Annotated in this window: 17 protein-coding genes; 9 read left to right on the forward strand and 8 right to left on the reverse strand. The window is 64.2% G+C overall.

Features of this window, described 5'->3' with window-relative positions; all coding sequences use genetic code 11:
• Positions 1–22 precede the first annotated feature (22 nt).
• From K6G35_RS23185 to K6G35_RS23195, 3 genes are read right to left on the reverse strand one after another with little or no spacing between them, the layout of a single operon-like run.
• Entirely contained in the window at positions 23–970 is a 948-nt protein-coding gene (locus K6G35_RS23185) for an alpha/beta hydrolase (protein WP_186426281.1), read from the reverse strand.
• Positions 967–1572, reverse strand: coding sequence for a VOC family protein (locus K6G35_RS23190; RefSeq protein WP_186426280.1), 606 nt, complete (start codon positions 1570–1572; stop codon positions 967–969). The genes K6G35_RS23185 and K6G35_RS23190 overlap by 4 nt, the downstream gene beginning before the upstream one ends.
• A gap of 54 nt (positions 1573–1626) precedes the next feature.
• Positions 1627–2565: a fumarylacetoacetate hydrolase family protein gene (locus tag K6G35_RS23195; RefSeq protein ID WP_186426279.1), complete on the reverse strand. Its 939-nt coding sequence runs from the start codon at positions 2563–2565 to the stop codon at positions 1627–1629.
• Between the two features lie 211 nt (positions 2566–2776).
• On the opposite strand from K6G35_RS23195, the gene K6G35_RS23200 reads away from it, so the two are divergent.
• A complete protein-coding gene (locus tag K6G35_RS23200; RefSeq protein WP_234707068.1) occupies positions 2777–3715 on the forward strand; it encodes a 2-hydroxyacid dehydrogenase in 939 nt (312 codons plus the stop codon).
• Between the two features lie 47 nt (positions 3716–3762).
• On the opposite strand, the gene K6G35_RS23205 is transcribed toward K6G35_RS23200, so the two are convergent.
• The 3 genes from K6G35_RS23205 to K6G35_RS23215 all read right to left on the reverse strand — a co-directional run bounded on the left by K6G35_RS23205 (position 3763) and on the right by K6G35_RS23215 (position 7149).
• Positions 3763–4128 carry a c-type cytochrome gene (locus K6G35_RS23205; RefSeq protein WP_008645564.1) on the reverse strand — a complete coding sequence of 122 codons (366 nt, stop codon included), beginning with the start codon at positions 4126–4128 and terminating at the stop codon, positions 3763–3765.
• A gap of 65 nt (positions 4129–4193) precedes the next feature.
• Positions 4194–5963, reverse strand: a complete 1770-nt coding sequence (locus K6G35_RS23210; RefSeq protein WP_495677125.1) for an LVIVD repeat-containing protein — start codon at positions 5961–5963, stop codon at positions 4194–4196.
• 145 nt (positions 5964–6108) lie between these two features.
• Entirely contained in the window at positions 6109–7149 is a 1041-nt protein-coding gene (locus K6G35_RS23215) for a porin (RefSeq protein WP_008646197.1), read from the reverse strand.
• Between the two features lie 352 nt (positions 7150–7501).
• On the opposite strand from K6G35_RS23215, the gene K6G35_RS23220 reads away from it, so the two are divergent.
• From K6G35_RS23220 to K6G35_RS23240, 5 genes are all read left to right on the forward strand, one after another.
• Complete coding sequence (locus tag K6G35_RS23220) at positions 7502–8488, forward strand: LysR family transcriptional regulator (protein WP_495676386.1); 987 nt, start codon at positions 7502–7504, stop codon at positions 8486–8488.
• A gap of 168 nt (positions 8489–8656) precedes the next feature.
• Positions 8657–9181, forward strand: a complete 525-nt coding sequence (locus K6G35_RS23225; protein WP_008646199.1) for a 3-hydroxyanthranilate 3,4-dioxygenase — start codon at positions 8657–8659, stop codon at positions 9179–9181.
• A 70-nt stretch (positions 9182–9251) separates the two neighbouring features.
• On the forward strand, positions 9252–10481 hold the full coding sequence (kynU, locus tag K6G35_RS23230) for a kynureninase (RefSeq protein WP_035884017.1): 1230 nt from the start codon (positions 9252–9254) through the stop codon (positions 10479–10481).
• Positions 10482–10515: 34 nt separating this feature from the next.
• On the forward strand, positions 10516–11943 hold the full coding sequence (locus K6G35_RS23235) for an amino acid permease (protein WP_008646201.1): 1428 nt from the start codon (positions 10516–10518) through the stop codon (positions 11941–11943).
• Positions 11944–12060: 117 nt separating this feature from the next.
• Positions 12061–13176, forward strand: coding sequence for a porin (locus K6G35_RS23240; RefSeq protein WP_017513604.1), 1116 nt, complete (start codon positions 12061–12063; stop codon positions 13174–13176).
• Positions 13177–13209: 33 nt separating this feature from the next.
• On the opposite strand, the gene K6G35_RS23245 is transcribed toward K6G35_RS23240, so the two are convergent.
• Positions 13210–13596, reverse strand: a complete 387-nt coding sequence (locus K6G35_RS23245) for a VOC family protein (protein ID WP_495676387.1) — start codon at positions 13594–13596, stop codon at positions 13210–13212.
• A gap of 325 nt (positions 13597–13921) precedes the next feature.
• On the reverse strand, positions 13922–14890 hold the full coding sequence (locus K6G35_RS23250) for a LysR family transcriptional regulator (RefSeq protein WP_008646206.1): 969 nt from the start codon (positions 14888–14890) through the stop codon (positions 13922–13924).
• Positions 14891–15005: 115 nt separating this feature from the next.
• On the opposite strand from K6G35_RS23250, the gene K6G35_RS23255 reads away from it, so the two are divergent.
• From K6G35_RS23255 to K6G35_RS23265, 3 genes are read left to right on the forward strand one after another with little or no spacing between them, the layout of a single operon-like run.
• Positions 15006–15533, forward strand: coding sequence for a thiamine pyrophosphate-binding protein (locus K6G35_RS23255; RefSeq protein WP_024570063.1), 528 nt, complete (start codon positions 15006–15008; stop codon positions 15531–15533).
• Entirely contained in the window at positions 15524–16141 is a 618-nt protein-coding gene (locus tag K6G35_RS23260; protein ID WP_008646208.1) for a thiamine pyrophosphate-dependent enzyme, read from the forward strand. The genes K6G35_RS23255 and K6G35_RS23260 overlap by 10 nt, the downstream gene beginning before the upstream one ends.
• The gene (locus K6G35_RS23265; RefSeq protein ID WP_495676388.1) at positions 16138–17763 is read left to right on the forward strand and encodes a GMC family oxidoreductase; all 1626 of its coding nucleotides are present in this window, start codon (positions 16138–16140) and stop codon (positions 17761–17763) included. Before K6G35_RS23260 ends, K6G35_RS23265 begins: the two co-directional genes overlap by 4 nt.
• Positions 17764–17783 lie beyond the last annotated feature (20 nt).

A 17783-nucleotide genomic window follows, 5' to 3' on the forward strand; every position in this document is an offset into this window, starting at 1 on the left:
GGTGGGGGCGGTGGGTTGAGGGCTACGTGGCTATCCGCGTGACCGTCTCCAGAAACTCGCTCAGGGTTTGGCTGAATGTGGTGTCGGCCGTGCCGAGGTGGGCGACGATCGACGTATGGTTGTGGCGTGCCACCTGCACCACGCGCGGGCTGCGACCCTGCGCTTCGCGTACGCGCGCCGCGTACTGCAGCGCGTACAGATCCAGGTAGGGATTCTCGAACTCCGCGAAGGCCACCATCAACGGCACACGCAGGCGCCCCGCGAAGGGCATCGGCGCGTGGGCCAGTTGCAGTGCCGGATCGTTGCCGTAGTACGCGGCGACGCCGTTGGCGTTGGGGTTGTCCGGCAGCGTGTCGGCCTGCAGGCGTGCGCTGACGAGCACGGCACCGGCCACGCCAGAGCCGTTCTCGCCGCAGGCCGGATCGCTGAGGCAGCTCGCGACGTGGCTTCCGCCCGCGGAGTGGCCGATCAATACGATGCGCCGTGGATCGCCGCCATGGGCGCGTGCATGGGCACGCAACCACGCCAGCGCCATGGCCACATCCTCGGCCCCGGCGGGATAGTGGGCCTCCGGAGCCAGCCGGTACTCGACGTTGACACCGACGTAGCCCTGCCGCGCGCACCAGCGTGGCACGTTGGCGTAGATATGCGGGCTGGCATCCTTGTCGCCACGTATGAACGCGCCACCGTGAACGAAGACCACCACTGGCCGGTCATCGCCGGCGGCGCTGCCTTCCGGCAGATAGAGATCGAGCCGTTGCCGTGCGTGCGTACCGTAGGCAATGTCAGCGTGGCTGCGGATGCCGTCGGCAGGCTGTGCCGCATGCACGCTGTCGTAGATCGTGCATACCTGCCGACGGTTGGCCTGGATGTCATCGGTCCAGCGTGGTCCAAGGGCCAGCATGGCGCTGGCCTGCGAGGACGAGAGTCCCGGGAACGCCGCTGCCACCGGCATGGCGCTCCCGGTCATGCGCCCGCTCCGCCGCCGGTGTCCTGGCCAGCATCGTCGTCCTCTGCCGGGGCGGGCCGCTGCTCGCTGCGCTGCTTGGCCGCGAGCAGGCCCGGCGCCGGTGGCACCACGAAGTGTGCAAGGCGATGGCGGTCAAACGATTCCAGGTTTCGCTCCCACGTCTGCGCGGTGTGCTCGCTGCCGGTGGGAATCTGCTGCATCTCCGTATAGATCTCGACATTGTTGCCATCGGGATCCTTGAAGACGAGGAACCAATTGCCGCCGGGTCCGTGCTGCCCGATGCCGCGCTCGATGGTGACGCCGTGACTGCGTGCCACCTCGACCGCGCGCTGCATTTCATCGAGCGATTCCACGTAGTACGAGAAATGCTCGAGCCCTGGCCGTGTGTAGCTGGGCGGGGTGTCGCGGTCGGGCGCGTCGGGCGGAAGCCGCGAAAGTGCCAGGTCGTGGTGGTCCTCGCCGGCACGCAGGAAAACCATCTGGTCGGCGATACGGTCGGACACCGTAAGGCCGAGCACCTCGGTGTAGAAGCGCGTCGATGCTTCGAGATCGCGCACCATCAGGACGAGGTGGCCCAGCTTGCGGGTTCGAATGGGGGTCATGTGATTGTCTCCTGCCTGGTTTGCCTGGCGAAGCGGGCTGTGGCCGGCGCGTGGCTAGCGTGCGTCCGGTTCCAGCGCGACGCGGTTCTCGATCGTGCCGATCTGCTCGACCCAGGCCGTCATGCTGTCGCCAGGCTTCAGGAAGACTCCACGCCCCATGCCCACACCGTCCGGCGTGCCCGTGGCGATAAGGTCGCCAGGTTGCAGCGTCAGAATACGCGACAGGTAGGCGATCTGCTCGGCCACCGAGAAGATCATTTGCGAGGTGTTGCCGTTCTGCATGACTTCGCCGTTGACATGCAGCGTCATGCGCAGGTTCTGCGGATCGGGGATGCAGGCTGCGGGCACCATCCACGGGCCCATCGGGCCGAAGGTATCGAAGCTCTTGCCGCGGAACCAGTCGTGCGTGAACGGATAGTCGGTGCGGCGGTTCAGGTCACGCGCGCTGATGTCGTTGAACACGGTATAGCCGGCGATCACCGACAGCGCGTCCTCCACGCTGACATGGCGGCATGCCTGGCCAATCACCACGCCCAGCTCCACTTCCCAGTCGAGCTTCTTGGTTTCCGGCGGCATCAGCACCGTGGTGCCGGTGGCCACCACGCTGGTTTCGGCCTTCATGAAGATGTAGGGCTGGCTTTCGCTGCGGGCGGCCAGCTTGGTGCCCATCTCGTCCGCGTGCTCGTAGAAGTTTGAGGCGGTGCCAAAGATCCGGCGTGGCCGATAGGGCGCCGCATAGGTAGCGGCAGCGTCCACGGCGGCGAGCTTGCCAGCCGCGCGCAGTGCGGGAATACGTGCGGCGGCGTCGGCCAGCAGCGGCGCATGGCGCGACCAGTCCGCCAGTGCCACATTCAGGTCCTGCGGCAGGCGCGATGCCTCGATGCCGCACGCCTGGCCCACATCGGCCAGCGCATAGAGCGTGTTCTCGACGACCAGGCCGGGTTGCTGCCGGCCGGCAAGTTCAAAAGTGGCGAGGCTATACCAATTCACCATGTCTCCTGTTTGGTGTTGTCGGACAAAGTTGGTATGCGCAGCACGTATTCGGTCTCCCGGTTCGTTTTATGCACATCCGCGTTTGTGAATACTTTATTTTCTAAGTGTATACATGTCAAGGTGTAAGTGATACTTTTCATCGTGTACCGTGTATCGACGCGGAACCCATCAACAACGAGCCAAAGGGAGCGAGGCAATGTCGCTGGCGTGCATGAAAGACGAAGGGGAGGTGGTCGTGCTGACGCGGCTGCCACTGGATCAGGACTGGCTGCGGGCGCACGCGCCGCGTTACCGGTTCGTGCCGTGGACAGCGGTGGACGAGGCGCAGCGCGTGCAGGCGCGCGCAGTGCTGACCAATGGCTCCACGGGACTGACCGGGGCCGAGATGGCCGCATTGCCGGCGCTGGAGCTGGTCGCGAGCTTTGGGGCCGGCTACGAGAACATCGAACGGGATGCGGCGCGGATGCGTGGCGTGCGCGTGTGCCATGCGCCGGATACCAATAGCCAGGTCGTGGCGGACCACGCGCTGGCGATGATGCTGGCGTGGTCGCGCGGCATTGCGATGCTGGATCGCGGCCTGAAGGCGGGGCAATGGGATGCGCTGCGCGCGCCGCGGCCGGGCGTGCGCGGCAAGACCCTGGGCATCGTCGGGCTTGGCAATATCGGCCAGCGTCTGGCAACGCTGGCGGAGGCCGTGGGCATGCGCGTGGCTTACCTGCGCCGCAGTGGCGCCCTGCAGCCGAACCGCACGCCGTATGGCGACGTGCGTTCGCTGGCGGCCGCAAGCGATGTGCTGGCATTGACCTGTCCCGGCGGTCCGGCCACTCGGCATCTGGTCGACGCGGAGGTACTGCGCGCGCTGGGTCCCGACGGCCTGCTTGTCAACGTGGCGCGTGGCAGCGTGGTGGATACCGAGGCGCTGGTACAGGCACTGCGACGCGGCGAACTGGGTGGTGCCGCGCTCGACGTGCTGGAAACCGAGCCCCTGGTGCCCGAGGCGTTTCGCGAGATGGATCAGGTCATCCTGACGCCGCACATGGCGGGCCGTTCGCCCGAAACGCGCGTGGCCCAGCACGAGGCGCTGCTGCGTAATCTGGACGGATGGTTCCGTCACGCTGCGCCGGCCCATCCGGTCGATCTGGCAGGCTGAGCGCGACGCCGCCGGCGCGCATGTGGCAGCCGGCGCGTCGGCGGCCACTAGTTGCGCTGGCCCGGTGCCGCAAGCTGCAGGATCCAGTGCGCGAAGCGCGTGGCTTCGGCGGGCGTGATGGGATTGGGCGGCATCTGCGCCGTGCCCCATTTCCCGCTGCTACCCTGGAGCATGCTCTGCTTCAGCTTGTCGACGGCGTCGGCATCGTCGTGATAGCGCGAGGCAATCGCACGGAATGGCGGCCCAACCTTGACCGTATCGAGCGCGTGACACGCGCGGCAGGTTTCCTCACTGGAAGAAGGGGCGGCGTGCGCGGCCGGATTCAACAGGCCGAGCACGGCCGCCCAAGTGGAGAACACCGCAAAAACAAACGCTTTCTTCGACTTCATCTTCGACGTCATCTTCGACTTCATCAATTCATCGTGTCGCCTGAAAGACCGGCCCGCCGGCCCACGCAGGGCGTGGCGGGCCGACATGCTTAGCGTCGCGGCCAGGGCTTTGCTGGCGCGCCGAGCACGGGTTCGCCGAGCAACGGCGTCGACAGTGCGTAGGCGCCGTCTTCGGTGAAGGCCCAGATGATGTTGCGGTCGTACTCCGTGTAGATCGCGAACACGCCCTTGCCCAGCGTGTAAGACGGCAACTGCGTCTCGTCGGCCAGCGGCGGGATGAAGTAGCCGGCGATGGTGGGTTGCGCCGGGTTCTTCACGTCATAGATCTGCACGCCGGCGTTATAGAACGAGTACGGCACGATGCCCTGGCGCCAGCTGCCGGGCTGACCGATGGCGTTGGCGCGCTTGGGCCCGAAGTTGCCGCCGCGCTGGCAGAAGCTGGTGAAGGGCGCGCCGGCCGGGATCTCGGGCCGCGGCAGCTTGGCCGCCACCTTGAGGCGCGCGGGATCGCGCGCGTCGACGACGAAGATGTCCTTGTACGGCTCGTAGCAATCCCGGTTCATCGGATAGCCGTTCGTGAACACGTAGCCCGTGCGCTCGTACTGGCTTACGTCGGCATTGTCGAACTCGGTGCCGGCGTAGCTCGGCGGCGTGTTGACGTTGCCGAGCATCTTCGGACGGGCGGGGTTGGACAGGTCGAACGCATAGAACCCAAGACCACCCATCGCGCCGAAGCCGATCTTGCCGCCCGCTTCGAGCGACTTGGGCAGGAAGATGGGATTGCGTGCCCCCATCCACGAGGTGCGGTTACCCGCGCGCGGGTTCATGAGGTAGGTCTGCTCATGCTCCGCGTTGCCGAGGATCTGTCCAGGTACCGCCACCTGCGACACGAAGGTCGGATTGGCCGGGTCCGACATGTCCCAGACCTGGTATCCGGGCGAGTACAGATAGTTGGGGTATTCGGTCAGGGCGTAGCTGTCGTCGGGCGCCGACGCGACGATCATGTACTTGCCGCCGTAGTACTCGGGCGCGTCCAGCGAGCCGGAACCCTGTTGCTGGCCCACTGGCGCATCCGGATGCTGCGTGTCCGTGGTGCGGGTTGCCAGCAGTCTCCATTGGCTGGGCAGCGGGCCGTCCATGACGAACACCTTGAAGCCCTTGAGCGAGTTGTAGTGGCGCTGAGCCGCGACCTTGTCGGGCTGCTCCATCTTCTCCTGCATCAGGCCGTAGCGGCCGATTTCGTACGAGGCCACCATGACCGGCTTGCCCAGCTTCTTGCTCCAGGCGATGGTCGCGCCACCAAGGTAGTCCTGCACCGTGTTCGGATCATACTTCTCGCTCGATCCCTTGGGACCCCAGACACCGCCTTGCGAGTAGACCACCTTGCCGTGAGCGGGGTCGGTCACGTCCATGATGCGCAGGTAGTCGCGATCATGGATGTACAGGTATCGCTTGCCCTCGAAGTCGATAATGTTGTTCCAGGCATGGAACGGCGAACCGACACCCGGGTAGAAGGCGAGAACCTTGACGTTCTTCGAGTAGGTGTTCTTGTCCCACGTGGTCATCTCGCCAGGGAAGCGTTGGCCGTTGTGGACTTCCTGCGTGGCCTTGGGCCAGATGAACTCGCCGGTGGCCGGGTCCATGCCGTAGTCGACGCCGGCCTTGAGCGCGGTGGGCCGACGGTCGGGGGTCAGGCGCAGCCAGCCTGCCAGGTACGGGTCCTTGACGTTGGGCGTGCCTGGCGTGACCTGGCCTGCGTTCGGCGTGGCGGCAGGGGTGGCGGCAGGGGTTGTGGCAGCAGCAGGCGCGGATTCGGCGCCGGCGGCCCGCGCGGCCAGCGGCAGCAGGGCGGTGGACATCAGGGCGACTGCCAGGGCGCAGCCCCCGGTCAGGGCCGTGTGGCGATGCCGGCGTTGGGGATGATGCATGACTGACTCCTTGTTGATCAGGCGATGTGGTTCCAGCCGGTGCCACATCTGCAGCGCCGGCAGCAAGCGGGTGTGTTCAGAAGGCGTGGCGGATGCCAAGCTGCATCCCCGATGGGTTCTGTCCGGGACTCGGGTTGGACTGGAAGGTCACCGGGTACGCGATCGGCACCGTGTTCTGGTTGTGCACGTGTGCGTAGGTGGCATAGAGATCGGTACGCTTGGACAGGCCGTAGATGTAGCCGATCACGAAACCGGTCGCGCTGGTGATGCTCTTGTTGTTGTCGTCGTGACGATAGACCACGCTGCCATACAACCGGCTGCGACCGTCGATGTTCCAGCGCGCGCCGATCTGCGCATCCCAGCCGCTCGAATTGAACGCCACATAGGGGGGATACGCGTAGTAACCCTTATAGGTATGGAAGATGGCGGTTGGCTCGAAGCCCCCGATGCGGTAGACCGCGGAGAAGTAGTTGTCGCGTGACGATGGGATCTGCGACGCCTGGTGGATGTCGCGTGTGTACTGCTGCTCGCTGACCGCGCCCAGGAACAGTGGGCCGTTACGGTAGTCCACGCCGATACTGAGGAAGCGCCCCGCACGCGTCGTGTCTTCGAGTCCGAACGCATACATCACGCGGCCGGTGAATCCGTAGAAGGTCGGCGTCTTGTACTGGATGGCGTTGTCCACGCGATAGGACGCGTAGAAGAACTCCATGTTGTTCACCATACTGTACGCGGCGGCCCAGCTCGGGTCCGCATAACCCGCAATCCAGTATGAAGGCGTGAACTGGCGGCCCATCGTCACCTCGCCCAGGTCCGCACTCTTGAGTCCGACGAAGGACTGACGGAACTGCGCCGACTGCACGCCCGTGTCGGCGGAGAACATCGGCTCGATCGTGAACACGGCCTTGTAGCCGCCGCCGAGATCCTCGACGCCGCTCAGGTTGAAGCGCGAGTTGTTCAGCCCGCCGCTGGTCATGCGCGTGACGCTGGCCGGGCCCGATTGAATCAGGTGCTCGATGTTCAGGTCGACGTAGCCCGATAGCCATACCGCGCTCTGGGCGTAGGCACCAGCGCATGCGAACAGCATCGCGCCCGGTACAAGCAGCTTCCTTTTCATTGTGTCTCCGAATCTTTTCGTTTCTTGTGTCGCGGGCAACGTCCATCCGCACGGCGGCGCGGCCAGCGTGGGTCGCTGGTCATCGCCGCAGGCACCTCCCCCTGCCGTCGTGCGGAAGACCTCGCCTGGCGGCGTCTTCCTCTCTCCCGCGTATTTCCTCAACGTGTATACTCGGGCGTTACAAATTATACGTAGACGAGTATATGTATTCCGATGATTATTTTCTTATACACAGAGGGGGTTTGGTAATAGCGGGTTGACCCGAATGTGTGTGCGCTATGCGGCACGTATAGCGCGGGAAATCGCTGGCTACCCGCGCAGGACTTCTCAACTTTGTGATTCCGAGGCTCAAATGTCCGTCAATCCACTCAGCGAGATCTCGCTGATTCGCAGGTTGAAGCTGAACCAACTGATGATCTTCGAGCGCGTGCTGCAGACGCGCTCGGTGATGCGCGCCGCCAATGACATGCGCCTGACGCAGCCAGCCGTGACCAAGGTGATCCACGAACTGGAGTCTTGCTTCGATGGCGCGCTATTCCTGCGTTCCAACCGCGGCGTGATGCCAACGGAGCTTGGGTTGCTGCTTGGCCAGCGCGTCAAGTCGTTGATGGCCGAACTGCGTTACATGACCGACGAACTGAACGATTTCCGGCTGGGGACCAGCGGGCACGTCATCGTCGGCACGCTGATCTCGGCATCGGCACGACTGTTGCCGCTGGCCATCTCCATGCTCAAGGCGCGCACGCCGAACGTACTGGTGACCGTGCGCGAAGGCACCACCGCCCACTTGTTTCCGGCGCTGGCCACGGGAGACCTCGACATCGTCGTCGGCCGCCTTCCCGAGCGTGAACTGCCGATTGCCACGGCCTTCCCGCTGACGCATGAGGTGTTGTTCGAGGAGTCGCTCTGCGCGGTGGTTGGCAAGGGCTACGGCGACGCACCGGATCGCGTGGGACACCTGTCCGAGCTGGCCGATTCGGCGTGGATACTCCCGACGTCCGACTCTCCGGCACGCCTGGCAGCGGAGCAGCTGTTCCGTACTGCCGGCCTGCCGCTGCCAGGGGACGTTGTCGAGTCGCTGTCGCTGCTGACCAACCTTGGGCTGCTGATGGAGACCCCGCGCATTGCACTGATGCCAAGCGTGGCGGCGAACCAGTTCGCGCGCGCCGGCCTGCTGCGCGTCCTCGACCTGCCGGAGACCTGCGCCTTCGGCACGGTTGGATTCTCGGTGCGTTCGAACAAGGAACAGAGCGCGGCGGGCCGTGCGTTCATCGCTTGCCTGCGAGAGGCCGCGCAGGCAAGCGTGCCCGACGTGCCCGACGTGCCGCTGCCTTGCTGAGTGACACATTCCGAAAGGGGGGCTTCGGGACGCGCTGGTATTCCTGTTCGGGATAGCCAGCGCCGGATGTTTGATTATCGAGGCCGGCGTGGCTCCCCTAGACTCCGGTCGAGCCATTCAAAAGGCCGGTGGCGCGTTGCGACGCGACGCCGACGGAGAGAGACACCTATGCTGACCTACGGAGCGCCCTTCAATTTCCCGCGCTGGATCGACGAGCATGCACACCTGTTGAAGCCGCCCGTCGGCAACCGGCAGGTGTGGCAGGACAGCGATTTCATCGTGACGGTGGTGGGTGGACCCAACCATCGCACGGATTATCACGACGATCCGCTCGAAGAGTTTTTCTACCAGCTGCGCGGCAATGCCTACCTGAATCTCTGGGTCGACGGCAGACGCGAGCGGGTGGACCTGAAAGAGGGTGACATCTTCCTGCTGCCCCCGCACGTTCGCCATTCCCCGCAGCGTCCCGAGGCCGGCAGCGCCTGCCTGGTGATCGAACGGCAGCGGCCCGCCGGCATGCTGGACGGATTCGAGTGGTATTGCGACGCATGCGGTCACCTGGTGCATCGCGTCGAGGTCCAACTCAAGAGCATCGTCACCGACCTCCCGCCTCTTTTCGAGAGCTTCTACGCCTCGCAAGACAAGCGCCGCTGCCCGCACTGCGGACAAGTCCATCCCGGACGCGCGGCCTGACACGCTGGGTTGACGTCCCGATGGGACACCAGCATTTCCACGCTTTTTTCTAGCAGCATTCCCGCAACCCATGATGATTCGCGAAGACTGTGCCGCACTGGATGCGGCAGACAAACTGGCTGGCTGCCGCGCACGATTTGCGCTGCCGGGCGGCACCATCTACCTCGATGGCAATTCCCTGGGCGCGATGCCCGCCAATGTGCCAGCGCGCATGAAGGTGGCCATCGAACAGGAATGGGCGGAAGGCCTGATCCGCTCGTGGAACGATGCCGACTGGTATCCCGCGCCGCAGCGCACCGGCGATCGCATTGCCCGGCTGATTGGCGCCGGGCAGGGTGAGGTGATCGTGGCCGATTCGACCTCGGTCAACCTGTTCAAGGTACTGGTGGCGGCCACCCGTATGCGGCCCGGCCGCGGCGTGATTCTCGCCGAGCGTACCAATTTCCCGACCGACGTCTACATTGCGGAGAGCGTTGCGGAGATGACGGGCTGTGAGCTGCGTTGCGTCGATCCGGAAGAGGTGATGTCCGCAATCGACGAGAACGTGGCCATCGTCTCGCTGACCCACGTGAACTACAAGACGGGCAAGCGTTACGACATGGAGGCGATGACCCGCCGCGCGCACGAGGCTGGTGCGCTGGTGGTCTGGGACCTCTGCCACACGGCGGGCGCGATGCCGGTCTACCTGAATCGCTGCGAGGTCGATTTTGCGGTCGGATGCGGATACAAGTACCTGAACGGCGGCCCCGGTGCGCCTGCGTTCGTGTTCGTCGCCTCGCGCCACTTGGAGCATGTCCGTCAGCCGCTTTCCGGCTGGCATGGCCACGCTCAGCCATTTGCGTTCACGCACGAGTACGCACCGCATGCCGGTATCGACCGGATGCTGACGGGTACCGCGCCGCAACTCGGTCTGATATCGCTGGAGAGCGCGCTGGAAGCGTTCGACGGTGTCGACATGGAAGCATTGCGCGAGAAGAGCGTGTCGCTGGGCGACCTGTTTATTGCACTGGCCGAGCAGGAACTGGCGGGACTGGGTTTCACGCTGGCCACGCCGCGTGATGCAGAGCAACGCGGCAGCCAGGTATCGCTGCGGCATGCAGAGGGCTACGCGATCATGCAGGCGCTGATCGCGCGCAACATCATCGGCGATTTCCGCGCCCCTGACATCCTGCGCTTCGGTTTTGCCGCGCTCTACGTTCGCCATGTCGATATCTGGGACACCATCGCAGCACTGAAGGACATCGTCACAAGCGAGGCGTGGAACACGGAAGCGTTCCGCACGCGCAAGTCAGTGACCTGAGTGCAACGGCCAGAACAATAAGAGGAGACAAGCGATGAGGCAGCAACAGGGATTCGACGCAATCGTCGAGCGGGAGCAGGGGCTGCATCGGGGGCTGTCCACGGGACAGCTCTCCATGATCGCCATCGGTGGCGCGATTGGTACGGGCCTGTTCCTGGGGAGCGGGTTTGCCATCGGCTTCGCCGGCCCGAGCGTGCTGGTGAGCTACGCCATCGGGGCGTTGATCGCTTTGCTGCTGATGGGCTGCCTGGCCGAGATGACGGTGGCGCATCCGACTTCCGGCTCGTTCGGCGCCAATGCGGAGCATTACATCGGGCCGCTGGCCGGATTCCTGGTGCGCTATGCCTACTGGTCGTCGATCGTATTCGCGGTCGGCACGGAAGTCACGGCCATCGCGGTCTACATGAAGTACTGGTTCCCGGCGGTGCCCGGGTGGTACTGGATCGTCGGTTTCTCCGCTGCGCTGATCGGCATCAACGCCACCAGCGTCAAGGTGTTCGGCGCGGTCGAGTATGTGTTCTCGATGCTGAAGATTGCCGCCATCGTCGGCTTTATCCTGCTCGGCGCCTATGTGGTGACACGTGCGCCGGCCGAGTCAGGCATCGGGTTGGCCAACTACACCGCGCATGGTGGCTTCTTCCCGAAAGGGATGTGGGGTACGTGGGTGGCGGTGATCGTGTCCATCTTCAGCTACCTGAGCATCGAGATGATTGCCGTGGCGGCCGGCGAGGCACGCGACCCGGAGACCGCCATCACGCGCGCATTTCGCGCGACCATGGTGCGTCTGGTGTTCTTCTATCTGCTGACGCTCGCGCTGATGCTGATGATCGTGCCGTGGACGGCGGCCGGCGCCGGTGAAAGTCCGTTCGTCAGGGTGATGGCGGCCACGCGCGTACCGGGTGCCGCGGCGGTGTTCAACTTCGTGATTCTGGTGGCGGCGTTGTCTGCCATGAACAGCCAGCTCTATATCACCACACGGATGATGTTCAGCTTGTCCCGCGCGGGCTACGCGCCAAAGGCGCTGGGTCAGGTCAACGGTCGCGGCGTGCCCATGACGGCGTTGTTGTTGTCCACCGTTGGCATCGCCTTCGCGGTGGTGCTCAACGTGGTGTATCCGGATGCCTCGTTCATGCTGATGATGGCGATCTCGATGTTCGGTGCGATGTTCACCTGGCTGATGATCTTCATCACGCATCTGTTCTTTCGGCGGCAACACCGGGGGCGGCCGCTCGCCTTCAGGATGTGGGGCTTTCCGGTGACAACGCTGCTCGGCGCGGGGCTGATGTTCGCCACGCTGGTGACAACGTGGTTCACGCCGGAGTTCAGGATGACCCTGGTGGCGGGCGTGCCTTTCATGCTGGCGCTGTCGGCGGCCTACTGGCTCTGGTACCGGAAGCGCGGTGGTGCAGCACAAGGGGACGGGGAAGACGCCGGGCACGCGGAGGTGCGCAACAGCTGGTAACGGTCGAATCTGCAGGCGGTCTCCATGCAATGAATACTGTTTCTTATTGGTGTATACACGAACTTCAAATATTAGTTCGTTTGTAAGAAACTGTACTCATAACGACATGGAGACAAAATGGAACCGTTGTACCGGGGGCGGCTCGCACCGCTCGTTGCCTCATTTCCCGTGCTGCTATGCGCAGCCACCCCAGCCGCCGCCCAGAGCGACGGTGTGCAGATCTACGGTTTCATCAAGGAGAACGTCGAGTCGATCCAGATATCCGGGAACGGGCGCAGCCAGTCCCTGGCACGCCTGTCCAACGATCTGTCGGTGCTCGGCTTTCGTGGCGGGGAGTCGCTGGGAGGCGGCAACCGTGCCTTCTTCCAGATCGAGACGAACCTGCGCATGGACGGCACCGGCACCGCGCAGATCGGTGACCGCAATACTGCCGTTGGTCTGAGCGGCCCCTGGGGGCAGTTCTGGATGGGGCAGTGGGAGATGCCCCTGCGCTACGTGTCGGTGTACAAGGTGGACCCGTTCACGGCAGGGATCTTTGCGTCCAACTCGATCATGGGGAATGGCTTCGTGACCGCCGCGAATGGCGTCTCGCCGCAGTCGTTCGACCGTCGCCAGCCCAACCTTGTCCAGTACGCCACACCGGACTGGGGCGGTGTGTCGGCGCGCGTGGCGGTATCGATGCCGGAAAACCGCACGGCCACCACGAATCCGATTGCGTGGTCTGGGCTGGTCAGCTACGAATCCGGCCAATGGTATGCGGCGTGGGGCCACGAGTACCACGGCGATTATTTCTATAGTGGCTCGCACGACTACGCCGACCGGGTCGGACTGGTGTACGCCATCGGCGGCGTCAGATTACGCGCCGCCTATGAGCGGCTCAGCTATGAGCCTGCGCCGGGGCAGTCGGTGCGGCGCGATGCGTGGCAGGCTGCGGCTACCTACAATCGTGGGCCACATACGTTCCGTGCGTCGTACACGCAGGGGGGCAATGCCCACGGCAACACCGTCCAGGCCGTGGGCGGTATCGGCCTGCCGGGCACTGATTCCGGCGCGTGGCAGGTGTCGCTGGGCTATGGCTATACGCTGTCAAAGCGCACCGAACTCTGGGCGGCCTATACGCGTCTGGTTAACCACGCCACCGCCAGCTATAACCTGTCGGCCAACTCCGTGCCCGGCCTGAAGGCAGGCGATGCGGTCAGCGGCTTCGGTCTGGGCATCACCCACAATTTCTGATCTCCTGCCGTTACCGCCTTCAACCGAAAGTAGTCAGGCGGCCTGGTGGCAGACTGCTTCGATGTTGTGGCCGTCTGGATCGAGAACGAAAGCGCCGTAGTAGTCCGGATGATAGTGCGGTCGCAACCCGGGGCCACCGTTGTCGCGGCCGCCGGCCGCCATGGCGGCCTTGTAGAACGTATCGACTTCCGCCCGGCTGTCTACGCGGAAAGCGACGTGCAGCGGTGGCTTGTTGGGGGCGCCCGAAATAAGCCAGAACTCCGGCTTTCCCGGCGGCCCGAATCCGGCCACGTCAGCGTGTCCAGTCACGCTGGCCGGAATTTCCATGATCTTGACGATGCCAATCGCGCCAAGCGCAGCAGCGTAGAAGTCCAGACTCCGGGAGAAATCGCTAACGTTGACGCCGGTATGGTCGATCATCAGTTCTCACCTCTCACAATCAACAGGTAGGTAGTCCGCATGGGTGCATCCGCTGCACGACTCGCGAGACGATACCTGAACAGATAGTGTGGCTCAAGCGGCGGTGTTGCTTACCTGGAGCCAGTTATTGGGAGTGCAGGGGAATAGCTCGGTAAAGCTCGGTATAGCTCGATCGCTACTCCGCGCGCGCATCTTTTGCATTGGCCGTTGCCACGTCGGAGAGCGCGTTCGGTGCTGGAAGCTGTTCGGCGCTGGTAGCGACGGCTCCTGTTCTCGTGCAGGTATGCTCAGCAGGCGACCGCGCTCGCGGCAAGCTCGACGGCGCTTACCCTGAGATAGTCGGCTTCGTGGAATTGCCGCCGACTGAATCAACGAGGCAACTCTTCAGAGCAACCACAAGCTCGCGCATACCCGTTGCGGTTCGGGTGATCATCGTCAAGGGGGGCATCGCGGCGATGCGTTGCACATCGAGGATGACCAGGCTCTTGTTGATTCTGACCTCCTCTTGTGCCTGCTGCACGCGCATCGGCCCGATGCAACGCGGGTCCAGGCGAATGAGCGTTAGCACCGTGAGGGGAGAGAGGCATTCGATGCACGGCTGTGGCGGCGTGATGCCTTCCGTCAGGCTAGCGGCGATGACGGCGCGGCGCAGCAGGGAGCCTCGGGGTGGCAGGATCCATTGCTGTTCGGCAAGTTGATTCCAGCTGATCTTCTTTCGCTTGGCCAGTGGATGGGTACGCGACGCGACCACGCACATGTGATCTTCGGCCAGCACGTCGACACGCAGGCGGTCCAGCCGCTCATTGTTGAGCTCATCGGGCGCGAGCGCCCCGACGATGCAATCGATTTCGCCCTGCAGCAGGTCGGCGATGAGCTGACTCACTTGCGCTTCACGGATCTGAACGAAGACATTCGGCATGCGTCGTCGTAACTCGACGATGCCCTGCGGCAATGAGGTAGAGCCGGAGAAGGTGCCGATGCGCAGCATCCCGCTGGCGCCCGCGCGCATCACGGTGGCCTCCTGCTGGGCTGCTGCGAGTTCTGCCACCAGCATCCCGGAGCGACGCATCAACGCGAGCCCGATGTGGTTGGCGGAAATCCCACGCGCGGTGCGATCGAACAGGGGACCACCGAAGATCTCCTCGATCTCCTGGATCATGCGCGACACAGCCGGCTGGGTGAGGTGCATGCGCTTGGCAGCCGCGTGCACAGTTGCCACTTCCCCGAGGTGGCCCAGCAGCTCGAAATGCCGCAGGCGCAATTTGCGCAACAGGTGATGGTTAAGGTCGTCCACGGTGGTAATGCCTGATCACGGCGATACGTTTTTGGCATCAATGTATCAGATTATCTGAATAGTCGATTATTGGCTTGCTTCTTAAACTACCTGCACCTTTTCCAGAAGCGAACCCATGACCTCCCTTCCTTCATCGGTTGCCGCAAGTGCCATCGTCGACTGCCTTGACGCAAGCGGCTTGCATCACATCGTCACCGTGCCCGACTTCGTTCAGCTCTCGGTTCACGCCCTGCTCGATCGCCGCGCGCAATTCAAAGTCATCCATTGCTCGGACGAGAACCAGGCCATCCATGTGGCCGGGGGCTTGCAGATTGGTGGTAAGCGGACAGCCGTACTTATCCAGAATCAGGGCCTGCTCAATTGCATCAACAGTTTGCGCGCCGTTGGCCTGGATGCCGGCCTGCCGATGCTGCTGGTGGTTGGCCAGTTCGGGCGCGAGTTCGACAACGTCGGACAGGACCCTGCCCAATCGCGCCGGCGTGTGGTGAACCTCGTGGAACCGATGCTGGACGTGATGGGTATCCCGCATTGGCGCCTGGATGGGCCGCAGGACGTTGGTTGTATCGAGGAAGCGGCGAGAGCCAGCGTTGCACGCCACATGCCTGCCGCTGTGCTGATTGGTCACTACACCGGATGGAACTGAGCATGACTCTGAATACACAAGAAGCTTGCGAGATCATTCGCGACGCGCGCGCCGAGGCAATCGTGGTCAGCACGATGTCCGCCATGAACTGCATGGATCAGATCGATCCGGACTATGCGCTCGGCCTTTCCTCCGTGCCGCTGATGGGCGGCGCGGCCGGTTTGGCGCTGGGATTGGCGCTCTCGGTCCCGCAGCGCAAGGTTATCGTGCTGGACGGCGACGCCAGTCTGCTGATGGAGCTTGGCGTGCTGGCGACAGTCGCGGGCGTGCGCCCGGCGAACCTCTACCACTTCGTGTTTGCCAATGGGGTGCAGTTCAACGGCGGCGCCAACCTGGCGGTGGCGGGTTCTGCGCCGATCGACTTCTGCGCGATGGCCATGGCCGCTGGCTATGCCAGTGCGACGCGCTTTGACCAGGCGGCGCACCTTCGGGAGGCCATTGCTTCCTGCCTGACCCAGCCCGCTCCAGCACTGATTGAACTGACCATTGCACCGACGGCGCCGCGCTTCGGCCCGACGTTTCTGCAGCCGGAGCAGCCAGACGCTCGCTTCGAGCGCATGGGCAAGGAGGCGCAGCGATTGATGCGCAACCTGGGAACCCTCGCATGAAGGCGACGCAGACAACGGCAGACTACGTCGTGGTCGGCGCCGGTTCCGCCGGCTGCGCTCTGGCTGCCGGTCTAGCACGCTCTGGCAAGCACAGCGTGACGCTACTCGAGGCGGGCAACGACTCGCGCCAGGTGTGGGTTCGGGTGCCTGCGGGAGTTGCCTACCTGATTCGCGATGAGCGGGTCGTGCGGCGCTTTTTCACGGAACCCGAAAAGCAGTTGAACGACCGGAAAATCTACTGGCCGCGTGGCCGGGTGCTGGGTGGTTCCTCGGCGGTCAACGGAATGATCTGGGTGCACGGCGATAGCCAGGAGTACGACCGCTGGCGCGACGAGCATGGCCTCGCAGACTGGGGCAGCGACAAGTTCAAGCCCTATCTGAAACGTGCAGAGTGCTACCGGGCGGGCGACCCGGCGATGCGCGGGCACGCCGGCCCGGTGCGGGTGAGCGAGTACGGGCCGCATCTGCCGTTAATGGAGGGCTTTGTGCAGGCTTGCGTGCAGGCCGGCATACCGGCCAACCCGGACTACAACGGCACCAACTACGAAGGGGTTGGCTACCTCCAGCTCAACACCCGGCGCGGCCTGCGTGTCAGCGCACGCGATGCCTACCTGAAGTCTCTGCCTGCCAACAGCAGGTTGAGCGTGCAGACAGGCGCCATGGCACAGCGCATCCTGTTCGACGGCTCGCGGGCATGCGGTGTCGAGTACCGAGTCGGCGGCGAACTGCGCCAAGTGCTTGCCGCGCAGGAAGTCATCCTCTCTGCCGGCGCGCTGCAGTCCCCGCAACTGCTGGAGCTCTCAGGCATTGGCGATGCGGCGCGCCTGCGCGCCCTGGGCATCGACGTGCGGCATCATGCGCCGGAGGTGGGCGAATGTCTGCGCGACCATCTGCATGTGCGCCTGACCTTCGAATCTCGCAATGCTGTGACGCTCAACCAGATCATGCCGAGCCTGTGGCGCAAGGCACTGATGGCGGCGCGCCTGGCCGTGCATGGCAACGGTCTCATGAGCAGCGGTAGCGCGGTCGCGCATGCCTTGGTGCGCACCGCGCCGCACCTGAGTCAGGCGGACGCAAAGCTCCAGTTGCACTACCTATCGAGCGCTGACGCGCGCACGGCCGGCAAGCTGGTCCTGGACGAGTTCTCGGGCTTCTCCATCGGGACCTTTGCGCTCACGCCGAAGTCACAGGGCACGGTGCATATCGTTTCGCCTGACCCTGCTCAGGCACCCGCGATGAACGCCAACTACCTGCAACACCCCGACGATGTCGCTTCGATGCTCGGGGCACTGCGGTTGGCGCGCAGAGTTGCCCAGCAGCCGGCCCTCGCGCGCTTCGTGGTGCGGGAAACCCGACCCGGGCCCGCGGGCAACTCCGATGAGGAACTGCTCGACTACGCGCGCGCGGTCGGCCAGACCTCCTATCACCCCATCGGCTCCTGCCGCATGGGTACCGATGCGAGATCGGTGGTGGACGAGCGTCTGCGCGTGCGCGGCGTGTCGTGCCTGCGTGTTGCAGACGCATCCGTCATGCCGACGATGCCCTCTGCCAACACCAACGCGCCGTCGATTGCTATTGGCGAGAAGGCGGTCGATCTGATACTTGAAGACGGCAACCGCTGACCTCCCTCCTTACAGATGAA

It is taken from the genome of Cupriavidus sp. HY129, assembly GCF_059492215.1.

What these genes read in the sequence shown, in the direction of transcription:
- K6G35_RS23185 (WP_186426281.1), bottom strand. Translation starts at nt 970, where the DNA reads ATGACCGGGAGCGCCATGCCGGTGGCAGCGGCGTTCCCGGGACTCTCG.
- K6G35_RS23190 (WP_186426280.1), bottom strand. Translation starts at nt 1,572, where the DNA reads ATGACCCCCATTCGAACCCGCAAGCTGGGCCACCTCGTCCTGATGGTG.
- K6G35_RS23195 (WP_186426279.1), bottom strand. Translation starts at nt 2,565, where the DNA reads ATGGTGAATTGGTATAGCCTCGCCACTTTTGAACTTGCCGGCCGGCAG.
- K6G35_RS23200 (WP_234707068.1), top strand. Translation starts at nt 2,777, where the DNA reads ATGAAAGACGAAGGGGAGGTGGTCGTGCTGACGCGGCTGCCACTGGAT.
- K6G35_RS23205 (WP_008645564.1), bottom strand. Translation starts at nt 4,128, where the DNA reads ATGAAGTCGAAGATGACGTCGAAGATGAAGTCGAAGAAAGCGTTTGTT.
- K6G35_RS23210 (WP_495677125.1), bottom strand. Translation starts at nt 5,963, where the DNA reads ATGTCCACCGCCCTGCTGCCGCTGGCCGCGCGGGCCGCCGGCGCCGAA.
- K6G35_RS23215 (WP_008646197.1), bottom strand. Translation starts at nt 7,149, where the DNA reads ATGAAAAGGAAGCTGCTTGTACCGGGCGCGATGCTGTTCGCATGCGCT.
- K6G35_RS23220 (WP_495676386.1), top strand. Translation starts at nt 7,502, where the DNA reads ATGTCCGTCAATCCACTCAGCGAGATCTCGCTGATTCGCAGGTTGAAG.
- K6G35_RS23225 (WP_008646199.1), top strand. Translation starts at nt 8,657, where the DNA reads ATGCTGACCTACGGAGCGCCCTTCAATTTCCCGCGCTGGATCGACGAG.
- kynU (WP_035884017.1), top strand. Translation starts at nt 9,252, where the DNA reads ATGATGATTCGCGAAGACTGTGCCGCACTGGATGCGGCAGACAAACTG.
- K6G35_RS23235 (WP_008646201.1), top strand. Translation starts at nt 10,516, where the DNA reads ATGAGGCAGCAACAGGGATTCGACGCAATCGTCGAGCGGGAGCAGGGG.
- K6G35_RS23240 (WP_017513604.1), top strand. Translation starts at nt 12,061, where the DNA reads ATGGAACCGTTGTACCGGGGGCGGCTCGCACCGCTCGTTGCCTCATTT.
- K6G35_RS23245 (WP_495676387.1), bottom strand. Translation starts at nt 13,596, where the DNA reads ATGATCGACCATACCGGCGTCAACGTTAGCGATTTCTCCCGGAGTCTG.
- K6G35_RS23255 (WP_024570063.1), top strand. Translation starts at nt 15,006, where the DNA reads ATGACCTCCCTTCCTTCATCGGTTGCCGCAAGTGCCATCGTCGACTGC.
- K6G35_RS23260 (WP_008646208.1), top strand. Translation starts at nt 15,524, where the DNA reads ATGGAACTGAGCATGACTCTGAATACACAAGAAGCTTGCGAGATCATT.
- K6G35_RS23265 (WP_495676388.1), top strand. Translation starts at nt 16,138, where the DNA reads ATGAAGGCGACGCAGACAACGGCAGACTACGTCGTGGTCGGCGCCGGT.